This is a genomic window from Amycolatopsis halotolerans, from assembly GCF_042647905.1.
Classification (GTDB): Bacteria; Actinomycetota; Actinomycetes; order Mycobacteriales; family Pseudonocardiaceae; genus Amycolatopsis; species Amycolatopsis halotolerans.
This window is the reverse complement of record NZ_JBHRWI010000061.1, coordinates 61,329-78,229: the sequence shown is the minus strand read 5'-3', so window position 1 is coordinate 78,229 and position 16,901 is coordinate 61,329. Positions and strand designations below refer to the sequence as shown.

At 69.1% G+C, this 16,901-nt stretch carries 18 protein-coding genes; 4 read left to right on the top strand and 14 right to left on the bottom strand.

Annotated elements, in window-relative coordinates:
• Positions 1-107: 107 nt before the first annotated feature.
• The 10 genes from ACFORO_RS39215 to ACFORO_RS39170 form a co-directional block, all read right to left on the bottom strand.
• Complete coding sequence (locus ACFORO_RS39215; RefSeq protein WP_377871515.1) at positions 108-956, bottom strand: alpha/beta fold hydrolase; 849 nt, start codon at positions 954-956, stop codon at positions 108-110.
• Positions 957-966: 10 nt separating this feature from the next.
• Positions 967-1,626: an isochorismatase family protein gene (locus tag ACFORO_RS39210; protein ID WP_377871516.1), complete on the bottom strand. Its 660-nt coding sequence runs from the start codon at positions 1,624-1,626 to the stop codon at positions 967-969.
• Positions 1,613-2,257 carry an SRPBCC family protein gene (locus ACFORO_RS39205; RefSeq protein ID WP_377871517.1) on the bottom strand — a complete coding sequence of 215 codons (645 nt, stop codon included), beginning with the start codon at positions 2,255-2,257 and terminating at the stop codon, positions 1,613-1,615. The genes ACFORO_RS39210 and ACFORO_RS39205 overlap by 14 nt, the downstream gene beginning before the upstream one ends.
• Positions 2,254-2,760: a (2Fe-2S)-binding protein gene (locus tag ACFORO_RS39200; protein ID WP_354746516.1), complete on the bottom strand. Its 507-nt coding sequence runs from the start codon at positions 2,758-2,760 to the stop codon at positions 2,254-2,256. Before ACFORO_RS39200 ends, ACFORO_RS39205 begins: the two co-directional genes overlap by 4 nt.
• Positions 2,757-5,150, bottom strand: a complete 2,394-nt coding sequence (locus ACFORO_RS39195) for a xanthine dehydrogenase family protein molybdopterin-binding subunit (protein ID WP_377871519.1) — start codon at positions 5,148-5,150, stop codon at positions 2,757-2,759. Before ACFORO_RS39195 ends, ACFORO_RS39200 begins: the two co-directional genes overlap by 4 nt.
• Entirely contained in the window at positions 5,150-6,028 is an 879-nt protein-coding gene (locus ACFORO_RS39190; RefSeq protein ID WP_377871520.1) for an FAD binding domain-containing protein, read from the bottom strand. Before ACFORO_RS39190 ends, ACFORO_RS39195 begins: the two co-directional genes overlap by 1 nt.
• Positions 6,029-6,053: 25 nt before the next feature.
• Entirely contained in the window at positions 6,054-7,448 is a 1,395-nt protein-coding gene (locus tag ACFORO_RS39185) for an MFS transporter (RefSeq protein ID WP_377871521.1), read from the bottom strand.
• A gap of 41 nt (positions 7,449-7,489) precedes the next feature.
• Complete coding sequence (locus ACFORO_RS39180; protein WP_377871522.1) at positions 7,490-8,758, bottom strand: FAD-dependent monooxygenase; 1,269 nt, start codon at positions 8,756-8,758, stop codon at positions 7,490-7,492.
• Between the two features lie 935 nt (positions 8,759-9,693).
• Positions 9,694-10,194: a MarR family winged helix-turn-helix transcriptional regulator gene (locus ACFORO_RS39175; protein ID WP_377871599.1), complete on the bottom strand. Its 501-nt coding sequence runs from the start codon at positions 10,192-10,194 to the stop codon at positions 9,694-9,696.
• Positions 10,195-10,332: 138 nt separating this feature from the next.
• Positions 10,333-10,596, bottom strand: coding sequence for a DUF3703 domain-containing protein (locus ACFORO_RS39170; protein ID WP_354750925.1), 264 nt, complete (start codon positions 10,594-10,596; stop codon positions 10,333-10,335).
• A 209-nt stretch (positions 10,597-10,805) separates the two neighbouring features.
• Between ACFORO_RS39170 and ACFORO_RS39165 the strand changes: the two genes are divergently transcribed.
• A complete protein-coding gene (locus ACFORO_RS39165) occupies positions 10,806-11,027 on the top strand; it encodes a hypothetical protein (RefSeq protein WP_377871523.1) in 222 nt (73 codons plus the stop codon).
• 10 nt (positions 11,028-11,037) lie between these two features.
• Here ACFORO_RS39165 and ACFORO_RS39160 read toward each other — a convergent pair whose 3' ends face one another.
• Positions 11,038-11,778, bottom strand: a complete 741-nt coding sequence (locus ACFORO_RS39160; protein WP_377871524.1) for a methyltransferase domain-containing protein — start codon at positions 11,776-11,778, stop codon at positions 11,038-11,040.
• A 28-nt stretch (positions 11,779-11,806) separates the two neighbouring features.
• On the opposite strand from ACFORO_RS39160, the gene ACFORO_RS39155 reads away from it, so the two are divergent.
• Positions 11,807-12,202: a helix-turn-helix domain-containing protein gene (locus tag ACFORO_RS39155; RefSeq protein ID WP_377871525.1), complete on the top strand. Its 396-nt coding sequence runs from the start codon at positions 11,807-11,809 to the stop codon at positions 12,200-12,202.
• 61 nt (positions 12,203-12,263) lie between these two features.
• On the opposite strand, the gene ACFORO_RS39150 is transcribed toward ACFORO_RS39155, so the two are convergent.
• Together ACFORO_RS39150 and ACFORO_RS39145 are read right to left on the bottom strand one after the other, a co-directional pair.
• Positions 12,264-13,667 (bottom strand): CoA transferase, encoded by a 1,404-nt coding sequence (locus tag ACFORO_RS39150; protein ID WP_377871526.1) that lies wholly within the window; start codon positions 13,665-13,667, stop codon positions 12,264-12,266.
• An 11-nt stretch (positions 13,668-13,678) separates the two neighbouring features.
• Entirely contained in the window at positions 13,679-14,677 is a 999-nt protein-coding gene (locus ACFORO_RS39145; protein WP_377871527.1) for an acrylyl-CoA reductase family protein, read from the bottom strand.
• A gap of 91 nt (positions 14,678-14,768) precedes the next feature.
• Here ACFORO_RS39145 and ACFORO_RS39140 point away from each other — a divergent pair, with 91 nt between their 5' ends.
• Positions 14,769-15,623 carry a LysR family transcriptional regulator gene (locus tag ACFORO_RS39140; RefSeq protein WP_377871528.1) on the top strand — a complete coding sequence of 285 codons (855 nt, stop codon included), beginning with the start codon at positions 14,769-14,771 and terminating at the stop codon, positions 15,621-15,623.
• Here ACFORO_RS39140 and ACFORO_RS39135 read toward each other — a convergent pair.
• Complete coding sequence (locus ACFORO_RS39135) at positions 15,608-15,949, bottom strand: winged helix-turn-helix transcriptional regulator (RefSeq protein ID WP_354750917.1); 342 nt, start codon at positions 15,947-15,949, stop codon at positions 15,608-15,610. The genes ACFORO_RS39140 and ACFORO_RS39135 overlap by 16 nt on opposite strands.
• A 130-nt stretch (positions 15,950-16,079) precedes the next feature.
• On the opposite strand from ACFORO_RS39135, the gene ACFORO_RS39130 reads away from it, so the two are divergent.
• Positions 16,080-16,799: an alpha/beta fold hydrolase gene (locus ACFORO_RS39130; RefSeq protein WP_377871529.1), complete on the top strand. Its 720-nt coding sequence runs from the start codon at positions 16,080-16,082 to the stop codon at positions 16,797-16,799.
• The last annotated feature ends 102 nt before the right edge of the window (positions 16,800-16,901 follow it).

Genomic DNA, 16,901 nt, shown 5'->3' with positions numbered 1-16,901 from the left:
TTGATTGTCCGAATACGGATTATCCGAGTACGCGGAATTGGGAAAAGTGCGTGAGGGGAACCCTGAGGGAATCAGAGTCCCTGAGGGTTCCCCTCACGGACGGCGGATCAGGTGCGAGGGGCGAGCAGGTCTTTCAAGGTCGAGCGAAGGGCGTGGAGGGCGGGCTGGGGTTCGTCCCAGAAGATCATGTGCCCGGCACCCGCCACGGCTACCAGCGGATGCGGCGATTTCTCCAGCACCGCGACGTCCGCCGAGGTCACCACCGGGCTCTCCGCGCCGTACAGCAGCACGGCGGGCCCGGGCAGGTTTTCCCACAACGGAGGGAATTCCTCGGATTCGAAACCCGCGTGCGTCGCGGCGATCGCGGTCCGCGAGCACGACGCGAGCCAGCGAGCACGCAGTTCCTGTTCCCGGCGCGGCCATCGCGGCCACGAGGCGGCGACCTCGTCCGCGCTGGTCCCCCGTCGCGCTTGGTCCAGTTGCGATTCGAAGACCGCCAGGGAGGTCGGGTACGGGCGTCCGGGACCGCTCATCGGCGGGTCGGCGAGGACAGTGCCCGCGATCCCGCCGGACAGCGCGGCTTTGGCCGCGATCCGCGCGCCCATCGAGTGGCCGAACAGCAGCGGATTCGCCAGCTGAAGCTGGTCAATGACGGCCTCGACGTCCGCGGCGTACGCGTCGAGGTCGTAGCCGGGCCCGTCGTCGGACAGGCCGCGGCCGCGGATGTCGAGCACCAGCGGGCGGACCAGGTCGGTCAGCTCGCGGGCGACGAAGTCCATGGTGATCGCCGGGCTGGTGATCCCGGGCAGGATCACCAGCGGGACGCCGTCGGCCGGGCCGTAGTCGAGGACGTGCAGCCGGACGGAACCGGACCGCACCCAGACGCTCTTCGCCGGGACGTCCGCCAGATCGGCGAGCGCGGGCTGGGTCAGCACCCGGTCGGAAACTGAAGACATACGGGAACTCCTAGCGGGCCTTGGCGAGCAGCTCGACGCCCTCGCCCAGACCGATCACGTCGGCGTATTTGGCTTGCAGGTCAAAGAGAGCGGCGTCGTGCGGTCCCCGCGCGCGGTCGCCGCAGGCGTCCCGGACGACGAGCGTGTTGAAGCCGGACTGCACGGCGTCGACCGCGGTGGCCCGCACACAACCCGAAGTCGTCGCGCCGCAGACCAGCACGGTGTCCGCGCCGAGGCCGGTAAGCAGGGCGGCGAGACTCGTGCCGTGGAAGGCGGACGCGCCCTTCTTGACGATCAGGTGGTCTTCGTCGCGCCGTTCCAGCCGAGGATCGAGCGCGACTTCGGCGCTTCCGTCGCGCAGGCTGCGCATGCCGGGAGCCTTGCGCAGCCACGCGATCGCGTCGCCGTCCGCCTCCGCGGGGGTGTAGCTGATCGCGGTGCAGACGACCGGGGCTCCGCTCTCGTGCGCGGCCCGGACCAGCGCAGCGGCGGCTTCGACTTCGACGGAAAGGTCTGCGCCGGAAGGGAAATCCGGTTCGGTGAAGCCGCGGGTCAGGTCGACCACGACCAGCACCGGCGCGGTTCCCCTCGGCACCGCGGCGCCAAAACCCGCGCGAGCGTAGGTCTGGTCGGTCTCGGTGCCGTGCAGTCCGTTCTCAGGCGCGTTCACGCAGCAGCTCCTTGATCAGTTTGTGCTGCGACCGGACCCGGCCGAGCAACCAGCCCTGGAACAGCCCGAGCGCGCCCGCCGCGACCACGGGGAGGTAACGCTTCGCGTTGGGCGGGAGCAGCATCGCCAGACCGTCGAGCGAATCCGACGCAGGCGCGGCAGCAGTCGTCGGCTCGGCTGTGGTGCCGCCGTTTTCCAGCAGCTGGCCGAGATTCTGCGCGAACTGCTGCAGGATCCGGTTCGACACCGTGCTGATCGCGCCCTTGCCGAACTGCGCGATCTTGCCGCGCACCACGAGATCCGTGTGCAGATTGAGCGACGACCCCTTCGGACCGGGCACCAGGGTCAGCGTGACCTCGGCTTCCGCGTCGCCGTTTCCGTGGCTGTCCGCGCCCCGGGCCGACAGCCGCAGCCGCCGCTCGCCCTCGGCGATCTCGGTGAACCGCACCCTGCCCGCGTACGCCGCGCTGACCGGGCCGACCTTGAACTTGACCTTGCCGAGGTAGGACTCGCCGTCCCGGCCCTCCAGCACCGCGCCGGGCAGGCAGCCCGCGACCCGCTCGACGTCGTTGAGCAGCGCGAACACCGTGTCCGGATCGCCGGGAAGGTCAAGGGTGTTCTCGAGAATCATCGGACAGCGTCCTCTTTCCTGCCGGTTCCGGCGCACCGCTGGGCGGCGGTCGCCTCGATCGCGTCCACAATGGTCTGGTACCCGGTGCAGCGGCACAGGTTCGACGACACCGTCTCCCGGATCTCCTCACGCGTCGGCGACGGCTCCTGCGCGAGGAATCCTTCGGCGAGCATGAGGAATCCGGGCGTGCAGAAGCCGCACTGCAGGCCGTGGTGTTCCGAAAACGCCTGCTGCAGATCGTTCGGTTCTTCAGGCGTGCCAAGGTCTTCGACAGTCCGGATCGCGCAGCCTTCCGCCTGCACGGCGTACATCAGGCAGGCGCGCACCGGTTCGCCGTCGACCAGGATCGTGCACGCCCCGCACACGCCGTGCTCGCAGCCGACGTGCGTGCCGGTGAGGCCCACATTGTGCCGCAACACGTCGAGCAGGGTCCACCGGGGCTCGACGAGGAGTTCGTGCTCCTCGCCGTTGACGGTCAGGACGATCAGCTGTTTGTCGGTCATGCGCCGGTTCCCGCTTTCTCCCGGTCGGCCGCGGCGAGCGCGGCGAGGACGGCTTCGGGGTGGATCGGGGTCTGCTCCAGTTGGACCCCGGTGCGCCAGAGGAGGTCGTTGACCGCGTTCAGCACCGCCGCGGGCGCGCCGATCGTGCCGCCCTCCCCGGCTCCCTTCGCGCCGCTTTCGGTGAAGGCGCAAGGGGTTTCGAGGTGGTCGACGGTGATGTCGGGAATCTCCGCGGCGGTCGGGACGAGGTAGTCGATGAAGCTCGCCGCCGACGGTTCGCCGTTCTCCGCGTAGGTGACCTCCTCGAACAGCGCGCCCGCGATGCCCTGCGCGATGCCGCCGCGCGCCTGCCCGTCGACCACCTTCGGGTTGATCACCACGCCGCAGTCCTCGACACAGGCGTAGCGGAGGATTTTGACCTGGCCAGTGCCCGGATCGGCTTCCACCACGACCGCGTGGGTCGCGTTCGAGAACGTGCCGTCGCCGGGGACGTCGAACGCGGCGGTGGCGGTGAGCGTCGGTTCGGCCTCCTTGGGCAGCAGGTGGCTGCGCAGGTACGCGACGTCGGCGATCTCCTCGAACGAGAGCCGCCGGTGGGGGTCGTCGAGCTGGATCACTCCCCCGTCACCGTCGAGTCCGACGTTCTCGGCCCGGGTGTCCAGCAGGTGCGCCGCGATGACGCAGAGCTGCTCGCCCAGCCGGGTCGCCGCCGTCGCCACCGCGGAGCCGCCGATGGTCACCGAGCGCGAGGCGAAAGTGCCCCAGCCGTAGGAAATCCGCTCGGTGTCGCCTTGGCGCAGCTTGACCTTGGCGAGGTCGACGCCGAGCCGTTCCGCGACGATCTGCGCGAACGTCGTTTCGTGGGACTGCCCGTGGTTGATCGTGCCGCTGGTGACCACGACGGAGCCGGTGAGGTCCATCCGGATCTCGCTCACGTCGAACCCCGGGACGACGGTCATCTTCCGTTTGGCGAACGCCTCGGAGCCGTAGCCGGTGCGCTCGGAAAAGCAGCTGAAGCCGATGCCCAGGTACGGGTTCTGCTCGCGCCGCTCGTACCAGCCCTCGTCGCGGAGGATCTTTTCGCCCAGCTCCAGCGATTCGAGGTAGCTGCCCGGGTCGTAAGTCACCTTGTTGATGCCGGTGTACGGGAACTCGGTGATCACGTTGCGGCGGCGAATCTCCACCGGGTCGAGCCCGAGGCGGCGCGCGGCCAGGTCCATGATCCGCTCCATCACCATGACGTACTGCGGGCGGCTGACCCCGCGATACGGCGCGGTCGGCGCTTTGTTGCTGGTGATCGCCCTCGCCCGCACGCGGTAGGCCGGAACCCGGTACACCGACGGCATTTCCGCCGCCGCCATCAGCGGTTCGATGCCGACGGTGAACGGATAGCACGAGTACGCGCCCATGTCGCACACGATGTCGGACTCCAGCGCGGTCAGCTGGCCTGCTGGAGTGAACGCGGCGCGCGTGCGATACCGCTGCTCGCGCGCGAGGAACCCGGACGCAAGGGCTTCGCTCCGGTCCTCGATCCACTTCACCGGACGCCGCAACAGTTTCGCCGCCGCCGCGACCGCGATTTCCTCCCGCCCGACAACGCATTTCTGCCCGAAGCCACCGCCCATGTCCGGGACCACCACGCGCACCGACCGCTCCGGAATCCGCAGCGAACGCGCCAGCACGGTGCGAACCTGGTGCGGCACCTGGCTGCAGGTCTGGACGAGAAGCTGCTCGTCGCGGTCGTCCCAGGACGCCACCGCGCCCCGCGTCTCCAGCGGCAACGCGTTCTGCCGCCCGCTGCGGGTGACGAGCTCGATCACGCACCCGTCCGCGAACGCTTCGTCCACGCCCGGAGTGTCGAACGAGGTGACGTCCAGCAGCACGTTGCTCGGCGCGTCCTCGTGCACCAACGGCGCGTCCTCGGCGAGCGCGGTCTCCTCGGACACGACGGCGTCGAGGACCTCGTAGCTGACCTGCGCGGCTTCGATGCCGTCCTCGACCGCGTACGGATCCTTCGCGATGACCAGCGCGATCGGCTCGCCGACGAACCGCACCTTGCCGCGCGCGAGAATCGGCATCGTGGTCGGCGTGAACTCCTCGGGCGGACGGTCCAGCAGCGCGACCATGTCGCCGAGCTGCAGGTCTTCCGCCGAATACGCGGCTACGACGCCGTCCACCTCGCGGGTCGCGCTGAGGTCGAGTTCAGTGATCTTGCCGTGCGCGACGGTCGCGCGCACGAACCCGGCGTGGAGCATGCCGTGGAGGTGGATGTCGTCGACGAACCGTCCGCGGCCGGTGACCAGCCGCGGGTCCTCGCGACGGCGCACGGACGCGCCGATCCACTTGCCGCCCCGGCCGTCGAACCGGGGTTCTTCGGGTTTGCTCGCCATCACCGGTCTCCCCTCTCCCACGCCTGGCCCAAACTCCGCGCCACCAACGTCCGCGTCAACGCACGCCGGTAATCCGCGCTGCCCTGCGCGTCTCCCCGCGGATCGATCGCCTCCGCCGCCGCTCGGCCGCACTCAGCGAACAACTCCGGCCCCGGCACTCCGCCCGCCAGGACCTCCTCGGCCGCCGGCACCCGCAACGGCGCAGGCGCGACCCCGCCGAGCACCACCCGGCCGCCTTCCAGCGAACCGTCCGCGCGAGGTTCGAGCGTCACCGCCGCCGCGACCGTCGCGAAATCGCCAGCCCGCCGGGAAAACTCGGTCAACGCGGCCTTCGGAGCCGCCCGGGTGAACCGCACCTCGGTGACGACCTCGTCCGCCTCCACGGCAGTCGCGTAGAAGCCGTAGAACATCTCCCCCGCCGGGATTTCGCGGCGGCCGTTCGGTCCTTCGGCGACGATCACCGCGTCCAGCAGCAGCGCGAGCATGCACCACTCCGCGGTGGCGTCGCCGTGCACAAGGCTGCCGCCGACCGTGCCGCGAGACCGGATCGGCAGGTGCCCGACGTACCGCATCGCCTCCGCCAGCACCGCGAACCCCGGGCCGAGCTCGGCTAGCTCGACCGTGCGGTGCGTCGTCATCGCGCCGATGCGGAGCGTCGAACCGGTCTGGACGATGTCCGTCATCCCCGGCAGGTCGCGGAGCCGCCCGAGGTCGACCAGGTCGCTCGGGCGGGCCAGGCGGAAGCTCATCATCGGCATCAGGCTCTGCCCGCCCGCGATCGCTTTCGGCTCCCGGCCTCGCGCGGCGAGGTCGGAAAGCAGGCCGACGGCGTCGGCGACGTCGTGCGCCCGGTGGTAGGCGAACGCGGCGGGCTTCATGCGATTCCCTTTCTGCTGCCGTTGATCAGACTGCGTCCATTTCGGACTGTTGCGGCGCCGGCGCGGTCTCGCCGTCGATGTGGTCCAGCTCCCGGCCCCGCGTTTCCGGCGCGCAGAAGACCATGAACACCACGGCGCCGACGACGAGCAGGCCGAGCAGCGTGAACGTCAGCGGCAACCCGAGCACCGGCCACAGCACGCTGCCGAACAGCAGCGGCGCGAACCCGGTGACCGCCCGGCTGGACGACGACGCCCAGCCGAAGCCCGAAGCGCGCAGCTCCGTCGGGTACAGCTCGGACACGAAGGCGTACATCACCGGGATGACGATGAGCGAGAACAGCCCGAACGCGCCGATCGCCACCACCGCGGCCCCGGCCGAGCCGAGCACCAGCGAGAAAATCACCAGCGTGACCGCGGCGAGCGGCCCGGCCGCGGCGATCACCCGCTTGCGGCCGATGCGGTCCACCAGCAACACCGCCACCACGACTCCGACGATACCGAGCGCGTTCATCAAAGTGGTCGAAGCGAACGCGGCGATCTCCCCGAAGCCCTGTGCCTTGAGGATCGACGGCATCCAGCTCAGCGCGGCGTAGTACACCAGCATCACGGTGATGAACAACGCCCAGGCGACTCCCGTGACCTTCGGGTTGTACGCCCACACGCGGCGCAACTGATCGACCGCCGCGAACAAGCCGCCGCCGCGCTTGTCCTCCTCGATCGCCGGCGGAATCCGGTACTGCTCCTTCGGCGCGCCGGTGCGCTCGACGAGATCGTCGATGACCAGCCGGGCTTCCGCCTCGCGCCCCTTGCGCACCAGATACAGCGGCGATTCCGGAACCCCGCGCCGCGCCCAGAACAACAGCACCGCGGGCAGGATCATCAGGACCAGCATCCAGCGCCAGTTCCCGGAAACCGGAAGCAGCAACGTCGCCGACGCCCCCGCCAGCGTCGTGCCGACCGGCCACCAACCGTCCATTGCGGACAGTACGCGCCCGCGTTGCTTGCGCGGCGAAAACTCGCTGACAATGGCGTAATCCACCGGAATGCACCCGCCGAGCCCCACCCCGGCAAGGAACCGCAGCAGCAGGAAGACCTCGATATTCGGCGACAACGCCGCGAATACCGAGAAGAACGCGAACAACAGCAACGTAATGCTGAACGCCCGCTTGCGGCCGATCCGGTCTGCGACCGTCCCCCAGGCGACCGCCCCCACCGCCATGCCGATCAGGTTGGCGGTGGCGACAAACCCCCGCTGCGTGGCCGACAGCCCGAATTCCGTGCCCACCAACGGGGTGAGGAATCCGTTCAGCGCCACGTCCCAGGCGTCGAACATGTAGCCGAGCCCGCCGATGAGGAAGATCTTGCCCTGGACGCGCCAGCGCCACGGCAGGTCTTGGACCACCTGGTCTCCGGTACGCATAGCCTTTGCTCCTTTGCGAAGTCTGCGTGTGCCGTTTCGTGCTATCGGGCGAACTGGTAGTGAATGGATTCGTTGTCGGGGTCGCCCAGCGGGGTTCCGTTCCACAGCCAGTCGTAGGACACATCGGACTCGCCGTCGAAGCTCCGCAGCTTTTCGTCGCGCTCGCGCTGCTCCGGACCGTCCGGGAGATGGTAAAAACTCATGTTCCGCAGCGACGCGTCCTGCACCATCCCAGCATGCTTCGCGCGCCGGTGCACATACCGGGTCAGTGCGTTGTCGATCCCCTCGCGGGTCGCCTGCCCCAGCTCCTCCGCGAGAACCGCCCCGTCCTCCATCGCCTGCGACGCCCCTTGCGCCTGGTACGGAAGCATTGCGTGGCAAGCATCCCCGAGCAACGCAACGCGCCCGTCCACCCACACCGGATCGCGGCGCCGTCGGTACATCGCCCAGACCGAGACGTCGTCCTTGGCCTTGGCCAGCATCGTCGGCACGCGATCGTCCCAGTCGGAGTATTCCGCCGCGAGCTGCTCCGCGCTGGCCGGCGCACTCCAGTTTTTCTCGACTTCCTCCGTGCACGGCACGATCGCCACCACGTTCAGGTACTCGCCGCCGCGGATCATGTAGTGGACGAGGTGTTTGTCCGGGCCGTACCAGATCGTGGAGTGATAGCGGTCGACCAGGAACCTCGTCGCCGGATCCGCCGCGATCGAATCTCCCGGGATCAATGCCCGGTACGCCATCTCGCCGGAGAACGCGAGGGTGTCGTCGAATCCGGCCAGATCCCTTACCGCGGACCGGATCCCGTCCGCGCCTACGACGACGTCGCCTTCGAACCGCCGCCCGTCCTCGGTGATCACGGCGGGCCGCTCCGGGTTGCCGCGATCAAGGTCGACCACCTTCGCCGCAGTCGCCACCTTCACGACCGGCCCCGCCCCGTCGGGGTCGATGCACGCCCGCAGGAGAACGGAATGCAGATCCGCCCGGTGGTAATGCCAATACGGTGCCCCGTATTGCTCGACGACCCGCTGGCCGAGCGGGAGCTGCGCGATGATGCTGCCGTCGGCCCAGCGTCGCCGGACCTGGTCCTGCGGCTCGCACCTGACCCGCTGAAGCTCTGCCCTCAACCCCAGTCCGATCAGGATCCGGCTGGCGTTGGGCGCCGTCTGGATCCCGGCCCCGATCTCGCCCAGTTGCGGCGCGGCCTCGACCACGGTGACCCGCAACCCGCGCTGCCGCAACGACAAGGCGGCACACAGCCCGCCCAAGCCGCCGCCGGCGACCACTACCTCGAACGACTGACTCGCCGCCACCTGCTGACCTCCTACCGCTTAGCCGCTTCCGGCAGATGCTCGCCTGGATGCGGTTAATCCGAACACGGATTATCCGAACACGCAATAGTCGGCGGGGGAGTTTTGTGGAGGTGGGGTGTTTTGGGCGCGGTGGGTGGTGGGGTGGTTACCGAGTGAGGTGAGGCAAGGGAGTGCGGGCTGCGGCTTGAGGTGGCGTTGGGTGGGTGGGTTCGGTTGAGCTGCTACAGCTGGGGAGGCTGGGGTTGAGGTGCCGCCGCTGAAGCGTCCCCGGCTGGACTGGTGGCGCAGGAATGTTCCGACTGGACTAGTACTGCGGGACTGTTCCGGCCGGACTAGTACTGCGGGGCTGCTCCGGCTGGGCTGGTACTGCGGGACTGCTCCGGCCGGACTAGTTCTGCGGGGCCGTTCCGGCCGGGCTGGTACTGCGGGGCTGTTCCGGCTGGATTAGCGCTGCGGGACTGGTGCTGCGGGATCGTTCCGGCCGGACTGGTCCCGTGGGACTGTTCCGACTGAACTGATACCGCAGCACTGTTCCAGCCGGACTGACGCCGCAGGAACGTTCCAGCCCGACTGGCATTGCTGGCCTGTCCCGAACGGATTGGCCCTACGCGGCGAGGCTTTCCGTGAGGGTTCCCCTCACGAAACCGCGGCGTGGTGGGGCCCCGCACCCCGAAGCTTGATTGTGCTGACGGGAGGCTTCGTATCGGGGTGCAGGGCGGGGGCTGGGTGCCTCGATTGTCGGGTGCGCGGGTGGCTGCTGGGCGGGTGGTCTGTGAATGGCTCCTTGAAGGAATCAGATTCCTTCAAGGAGCCCTTCACGGACTTGGGCGGGTCGTGAGGGGAACCCTCACGGAATCAGAGTTCCTGAAGGTTCCCCTCACGAACTGCGGCGGCGGCGGCGGCGGCGGCGGCGGCGGCGGCGGCGGCCAAGCGAGTCAGATCTCCGGCCGCTCGGCAACCGCTTCCCACAACGCACCCAGTTCGTTCAACATCCCCGCGATCTCCGCCCGCCGCTCTTCCGGGCAGTCCGCGAGCAACGCCTGATCCAGCTTCCGCGTCCGCCGAGTCACCTCGCGGAACGCGGCCGCCCCGTCCTCCGTCAGCGTCAGCACCTTCGCCCGAGCATCGTGCGGTGCGGGGCCCCGAGCGATCAGCCCCCGGTTCTCCAACCTCCGACAAACGTCAGCCATCGTCGAAGTGTCCAGCGCCACGGCCTTGGCCAACGCGGTCTGATCAAACCCCGGATAAGCCCGCACGGCCGACAGCACCGCGAACTGCGGCCCGGTCAACACCGAATCGACATGCCGATTCCAAGCCGCCAAATACGCCTGGTACAGCCGGCGAGCCCCATATCCAGGCGCCGCGGCAAGATCCGTCGGCACCTCCAGGCTGACCCGACGCCCCGCCCGGGAGCCGCCTTTCGCTGACCCACCCACTGCTGTCGACATCCCTCGACCTTAACTACGCACCCGCGCCCCGGCAGACCCGTCCGGCCCGCCGAAAGCCTGTCCCCGCATCCCTGCCCGGCCATAATAGTACGTCCCCGGACAAAGTGCGGCTCAGGCACGCGCCGCTCAGGCAACACTGGTCGGTTTTTGCTGATTCCGGTCAAACAGGGCGGCCCCGCCCATCAGGAAGAGCTGTGCGACGACCCGATCGAACCGTCGCTGCTTCCATGCGGTGGCCAACAGTCCGCGGTGCGCCGCGAGGTGGTCGGCCAGTACGTCGTGGCCAAGATTATGCGCACGCCCGAAGTGCCGGTAGGCCGCACGGTAATCCCGCACCGCCAGCGCGGCCCGACCCTGGTCCATTTCGCCTTTGTACTCAGCGTCTGCCATCATCCCTCCCTCTCCCCTTGCAGCATAGGCAAAACACAGGCGGAGTCGCGCAGCACGCGACCGAGCCAAACACTCTGATTCGCGCCCAGACAGGCGATTCGCGCGAAATCGCGCTCAGGAACGAATGAATGCCCCGCGACTGAACAACTTCGCCCCGAGAATCGCATCTCTCCCGTCAATCCGGCCACCGCCGCCGGATCGACGAGTCGATGGCCAAGGCGATGCTCGCAATCCTCGCCGCGGGAGGACTCGAAGCCGCCCGGATTGAGTCCTGCGACCTCCTGGTGACCCAGCGCCTGGCCGTATCGCCGTGGCAAGCCCGCCGCACCGCCGAGTTCGAGACGCGGTACGAGAAGATGCTGGCAGCCTGGAACGCCCGGAACGCGGAGAATTGCCCGAAGCCCGACTGCGACACACACCAAACCCCGTAGCCCCAACGGATCAAGGCCGAGTAGCCGCCGCGACGAACAACGGAACCGCCATGAACAACCGACCGTCCCGGGCGCGGGCGGCCTGTTCGGCGATCCACGCGTCAGCGCGTTCGCGGTCGATCGCTCCGGCCGCGCGAGCCGCTTCGGCGAGGCCGGTCGCCATCGGCAGCATCGTGGCCTCGGTGAAGACCGCCGTCGGCACCTCGACCGAAACGTCAATGAATCCGTTGTCCAGCAGCAGAGTCCGATAGGAGCGGGCGACCGAGGGGTTCGTCACCAGGGCCGCGCGAGCGTGGACGATCGTGCGCGTCAGCGCTGGGTCGTCGGAGTCGATCACGACGGTGTCCCAGTCCTGGCCCGCCAGCACGATCCGTCCGCCCGGTGCCAGCACGCGACGAGCCTCGGCGAAGGCTGCCGCCAGATCGCGAACGTCGTGGAACACCTTGTCCGCGCGATATCCGGCCACGGCACCATCCGCGAGCGGCAGCGCTTCCGCGGTTCCCGCCTGGAAGTCCAGCTGGGGCCAGCGCTGTCGAGCGGCCTCGAGCATCCCCGGGTCGGGGTCGACGCCAACCGCCTTTGCCCCGCGTACGGCGAGCTCGGCGACGGCCCGGCCGGAGCCGCAGCCGACGTCCGCTACCGCCTGTCCGGGGTCGAGGCGAAGCAGGTCATAGGTACGTGCGCGCAGGCTGGCCGCGCCGGGCAGCGCGTCGGCGGCGTCGAGCAGGCGGATGAGGGTCTCGGTGGACATGTCCGCCATGCTGCGACTTAATGACGACATGAAGTCAAGCGAGCTGACCATCGGAGCGGCAGCCGAGCGCTTCGGCCTGGCGACGCACGTCCTGCGGCACTGGGAATCGGTCGGCGTGCTGGCCCCGGCGCGCGTCACCGGCTCCCGTCGCCGCTACGGTGAGGACGACCTCCGCCGGATCGCGGTGATCCTGCGGGCCAAAGAAGCCGGTTTCAGCTTGGAAGACATCGGCGCGCTGCTCACCGCGCGCGAACCCGGGCAGCGCACACACCTCCTGCGCCGCCGCCGGACCGAACTGGCGGCCCGGATCGCCGCAGCCCAAGCGTCGCTCGACCTGGTCGACTGCGCCCTCGGCTGCGACCATGACGATCTCGCGTCGTGCCCGCATTTCCAGGCAGTCGTCGAAAGGCGCGGTTCAGCCTGAGCCACGCACAAGCACCCCCTGCAGACCGGGCGTGCTCTGCGGGAAATGCGGGCGCACCTCATCACCACTCCGGCCGCGAACTCCCCAGCCGAGGCGTCGTCCCAGCCCAGCCAAGTGGGGTCTCGCTCATCTGGATCACCGGACCAAGGCTCTTGAGATCCCCATAGCTCGTGTCCTCATCCGAAACCGCGTACCGCTCGAATTCCGCCGGCGAAAGACGGCCCGGAGCATCTGCGTAATCCGTCAGCAAACCCTGTCGCTGCAACAACATCGACGACTGGCACAGCGAAACCTGCACATGATACGAACCGCCCTCCCGGGCCCGCCGGGCCAGTGCCAGCATCGCGCCGTAACTGCCGAGGAAGCCGGTCAGGAAGTCGCACAGGTACACCGGAGTCAACTGTGGACGGTCGCTGCCCTGAACAACGCAAGCACCGGTCACGGCTTGGGCGACCTGGTCCCATCCGGCTCGCATCCCGAACGGGCCGCCGGAGCCGAAGCAGTTCACGGTCACATAAACGATTCCTGGGCGCAGTGCAGCAAGATCCTCCGGTCCGAAGCCGTGGGCCGACATCCGGCCTGGGCGGTAGCCTTCGACGAACACGTCCGCGGTGCTGGCCAAAGACCGCAATCGGGCAGCATCGTCCACTGTGGAGTAATCGAGGTACGTGCTGCGCTTGCCGTGGCTGGTATCCCGGACGAACGGCGCGACTTGGGGCAAGTGCGGAGCGGTCACCATCAGCACGTTCGCGCCGTGTTCGGCCAGGCTCAGCGCCGCGGTGGGGCCCGCCAGAATCCGGGTCAGGTCCAGGACTCGGACGTCAGAAAGAGGGGAAGCCCCGCCGTCAGGCAGCGGAGAAGGGGCGCTGTCGGCGATTTTGGTGATCTCGACAACGGGACGTGAGGCCAGGTAGGAGCCGTGCGGGTGCGCTAGCCACTCGTCCGGCGTCCGGACCACTCCCCCGCACGCGCCGGCGGCGGCGATGGCGTCCTCGAGATCGTCGGCCTTCCACTTGGCGACTGCGGCGGCGACGGAGGACGGCGTCGGCTCGCAGCCGAGGACGTCCAGGACCCGGCGTTCCAGGTGCGGCAGGTTGAAGTGCGGCAGAAACCAGCGTCCGTCGGCGGTCGGCCAGGGCTGGGTGAGCGCGACCATGTGCTCGACGGCGGGCGAAAGCGGCGCGGGACGGTATTCGCCGTCCGCGGCACGGATGAGCGTCATGTCTTCGCCGCCGAGAGCGGTGGCCGCGGCGGCGCGGACGTCAACGCCGATCTTCTGCCGACGTCCGGTGCGCAGTTCCCACAGATCGTTCGCGGCGACCGCGCGGGCGGCGAGTGCGTCGGCGAGGGTTTCGCCGATCCGGAACGGCGACGCGAAAAGCGGGTCCGCGCCGGTGATCGTGACCTCGTCGGCTGCCGGGCGCGGGCGGTCGCGCAAGGTCATCAGTTCGTCGAAGGCGGGCATCTTCTTTCCTTTCAGGCCGAAGCGACGTCGACCACGATGCGGCCGGTACCGGCACCGGCCAGGAGCGAAGCGGCGGCGTCCTTGGCCGCTGCGAGCGGGACAACGCGCGTCACGGAGTCCAGGAGCGCCGGGTCGAGAAGTGGGGCCAGGCGCTGCCAGGCGGCCACGCGGCGGAGCCGCGGCGTGCGGACGGAGTCGATTCCGAGCAGGGAGACGCCGCGCAGGATGAACGGCAGGACGTTGCCGGGATACTCGGCTCCTCCGGCGAGTCCGCAGGTCGTCGCGACGCCCGAATGCTGCAGACCCGCCAGCGCACCGGCGAGGACCGGGCCGCCGACCGCGTCGACCACGCCTGCCCAGCGCTGTTTGCCCAGCGGCTTGCCGGAAGACGTGAGTTCGGCGCGGTCGACGACCTGTGCGGCACCTAGCGCGGTGAGCTGCCCCGAGAGTTCGGAAGGACGGCCGGTCGCGGCGATGACCTCGTATCGAGCAGCCGCCAGGAGCGCTACCGCGATCGAGCCGACGCCACCGCCCGCTCCGGTGACCAGGATCGGGCCGGTTTCCGGGGCCAGGCCGTGGCGTTCCAGAGCGAGCAGGCTGAGGGCCGCGGTGAATCCGGCGGTGCCGACAGCCGCCGCGCGGAGCGAGCCGAGTTCCGAGGGGACACGGACGAGGTCGTCGCCGTTGACCGCGGCGAGGCCAGCCAGACCGCCGTGCAGGTCTTCGCCGAGACCCGCCCCGTTCAACGTGACCAGGTCGCCCGGCCGCCAGCGAGGATGCCGGGACGCGAGCACCTCGCCGGTCAGGTCGATCCCGGCGATCAACGGGTGCCGCCGGATCACGCCGGGGCGGCCGTGCAGTGCGAGCGCGTCTTTGTAGTTGATGCTGGAATACCGCACGCGAACGGCGGTGTCGAGGTCGTCCAGCATCGCCGGGTCGAGCCGGTCGAGCGTCGCGCCGGTGGTGTCGCGGGCGATCCAGCCGCGGAAGGCGGTCATCTCCTGGTCCATGCTTCCCACGCTAGAAATCCGGAACCTGGCAGGGAAATGCCTGTCACAGCGACGCCATGCGCGGCGGGCATAGCTGGGTAGGCTGCCGGGCATGGAGGTCGAACTGCGGCATCTGCGCGCGTTCGTGACGGTCGCGACGTGCGGCACGTTCACGGCCGCGAGCCGCGAACTGCTGATCACCCAGCCGGCGCTCACGCGCACGATCCAGCAGCTCGAGGAGTCGGTCGGAACGCGCCTGCTGGAGCGCACGCCGCACGGCGTCGAACCGACCGAGGCAGGCGGCGATCTGCTTGGCCGGCTTCGCGTCGTGCTGCGCGATCTCGACACCGCACTCGCCGCGGCGGGCGGAAATGCCGGGCTGCGGATCGGGTTCCAGTGGGCGCTGCCGGATCCGTGGGCGAGCGATCTGCTGTCCGCCTTCGAAACCGCGACCGGCGCGACCGCCAGCCTCCTGCGCCGCGACGACATCGTGGCCGCGCTGCATTCCGGCGACGTCGACGCGGCGTTGGTGCGCGGGGACGTCGACGCGTCCGGGATCAGCGGAACCCTGCTGTTCGAGGAAGACCGGCTGGCCGCCGTCGCCGCGAGTTCGGAACTGGCGGCGCGTACGGAATTGGACTGGGCGGAGCTGGCCGCGCATCCGGTGGTCGTGAACACGGTCAGCGGCGCGACCAGCCCGCTCGACTGGCCGCCGGAAACCCGGCCCGCGCAGGTGATCCAGTGCGGCAGCTACGACGAATGGCTCACGATCATCGCGTCCGGCCGGGCCGTCGGGTCGACCACCACGTCCGCCGCCGAGGCGCACACTCACGCGCGCGTCACGCACCTCCCGCTGCGGAACGCACCACGCGTGGCGCTGCGGCTGCTGTGGCCGACGCGCCGGTCAAGCGATCCGTTGCTGCGCCGGTTCAGCGAATTGGCGCATTCCGTTCAGCGAGCGTCGTAGTCCGCACGGGCCTTTTCGATCTTCGCCAAATGCTCGACGCTCCATTCCAGCAACGGGGCGGTCGCTTCCCGCAGGGTCCGGCCCATGGCGGTCAGCTCGTAGGAAACGTGCGGCGGCATGACATTGTGGACAGTCCGGGTGAGGATCCCGTCGCGTTCCAGATCCCGCAGCGTGACGGTGAGCATCCGCTGGCTGATCCCCTCGATTTCCCTTTTGAGCTCAGTGAACCGGCGCGGCCCGTCGCGCAGCATGCGGACGATCAGCAACGCCCACTTGTCCCCCACGATCTCCAGGACCACTCGGGTCCGGCACACGTGGTCGGCCATGGTTACCTCCGGAGAACCGGGGCACTAATTAGTGCCTTATTGCCCGCTGCCGCGCGGACGATCACGCTGGTTATCGAACAGTACCGGGTTACTTCCGGTAACCGCTAATCTCGTGAACGAGGATCTGACGATGACGACGTTTCTGCTGGTCCACGGCGCTTGGCACAGCGGCCGGGCGTGGGACCGGGTGGTCCCGCTGCTGGAATCGGCCGGGCACCGGGTGCTCGCGCCGTCGCTGACCGGCTACGGCGACAAGAAACACCTGCTCAGCCCGGAAATCGGGCTCGACACCCATGTCCAGGACATCGTCGACCTGCTCCGCGCCGAGCAAGACGTGGTCCTGGTCGGCCACAGCTACGCCGGGCTGGTCATCTCCTCAGCCGCCAACGAGATGCCGGACCGGGTCGCCGAACTGGTCTACCTCGACGCGATGGTCCCGGAGGACGGCGAAACCGCGGTTGACGTCCAGCCCATCAGCCAACGCCTCATCGACCTCGCCGCACAACACGGCGACGGCTGGCGCGTCCCGCCGCTGCCGGAACAGCCCGCGCCGTTCGGCCTGTTCGGCGTCACCGACCCAGCCGACGTCGCCTGGCTGCGCGAAATGCTCTCCGACCAGCCGGTCCGCTGCCTGCAACAACCAGCGCGGCTCGACAACCCGGCCGCACGCGCGATCCCGCGAACGCACATCCGCTGCGTCGGCGCGACCCCGGAAGGCATCACCCGCCGCCCGGTCCCGGCGATCCAGCCCAACGGAACGCCGTCGCAGGTGTGGGAGCTGCCGACCGGGCACGACTGCATGATCACGATGCCGGTCGAGTTGAGCGAATTGCTGCTGAAACTCGCCTAGCCCAGCCGCTCCGGCTCGGTGCACACCTGCGGCAGAAGTCCGTGAGGGGAACTTGAGGGAATCAGAGTCCTTCAGGGTTCCCCTCACGAACGGCGCCTGAAG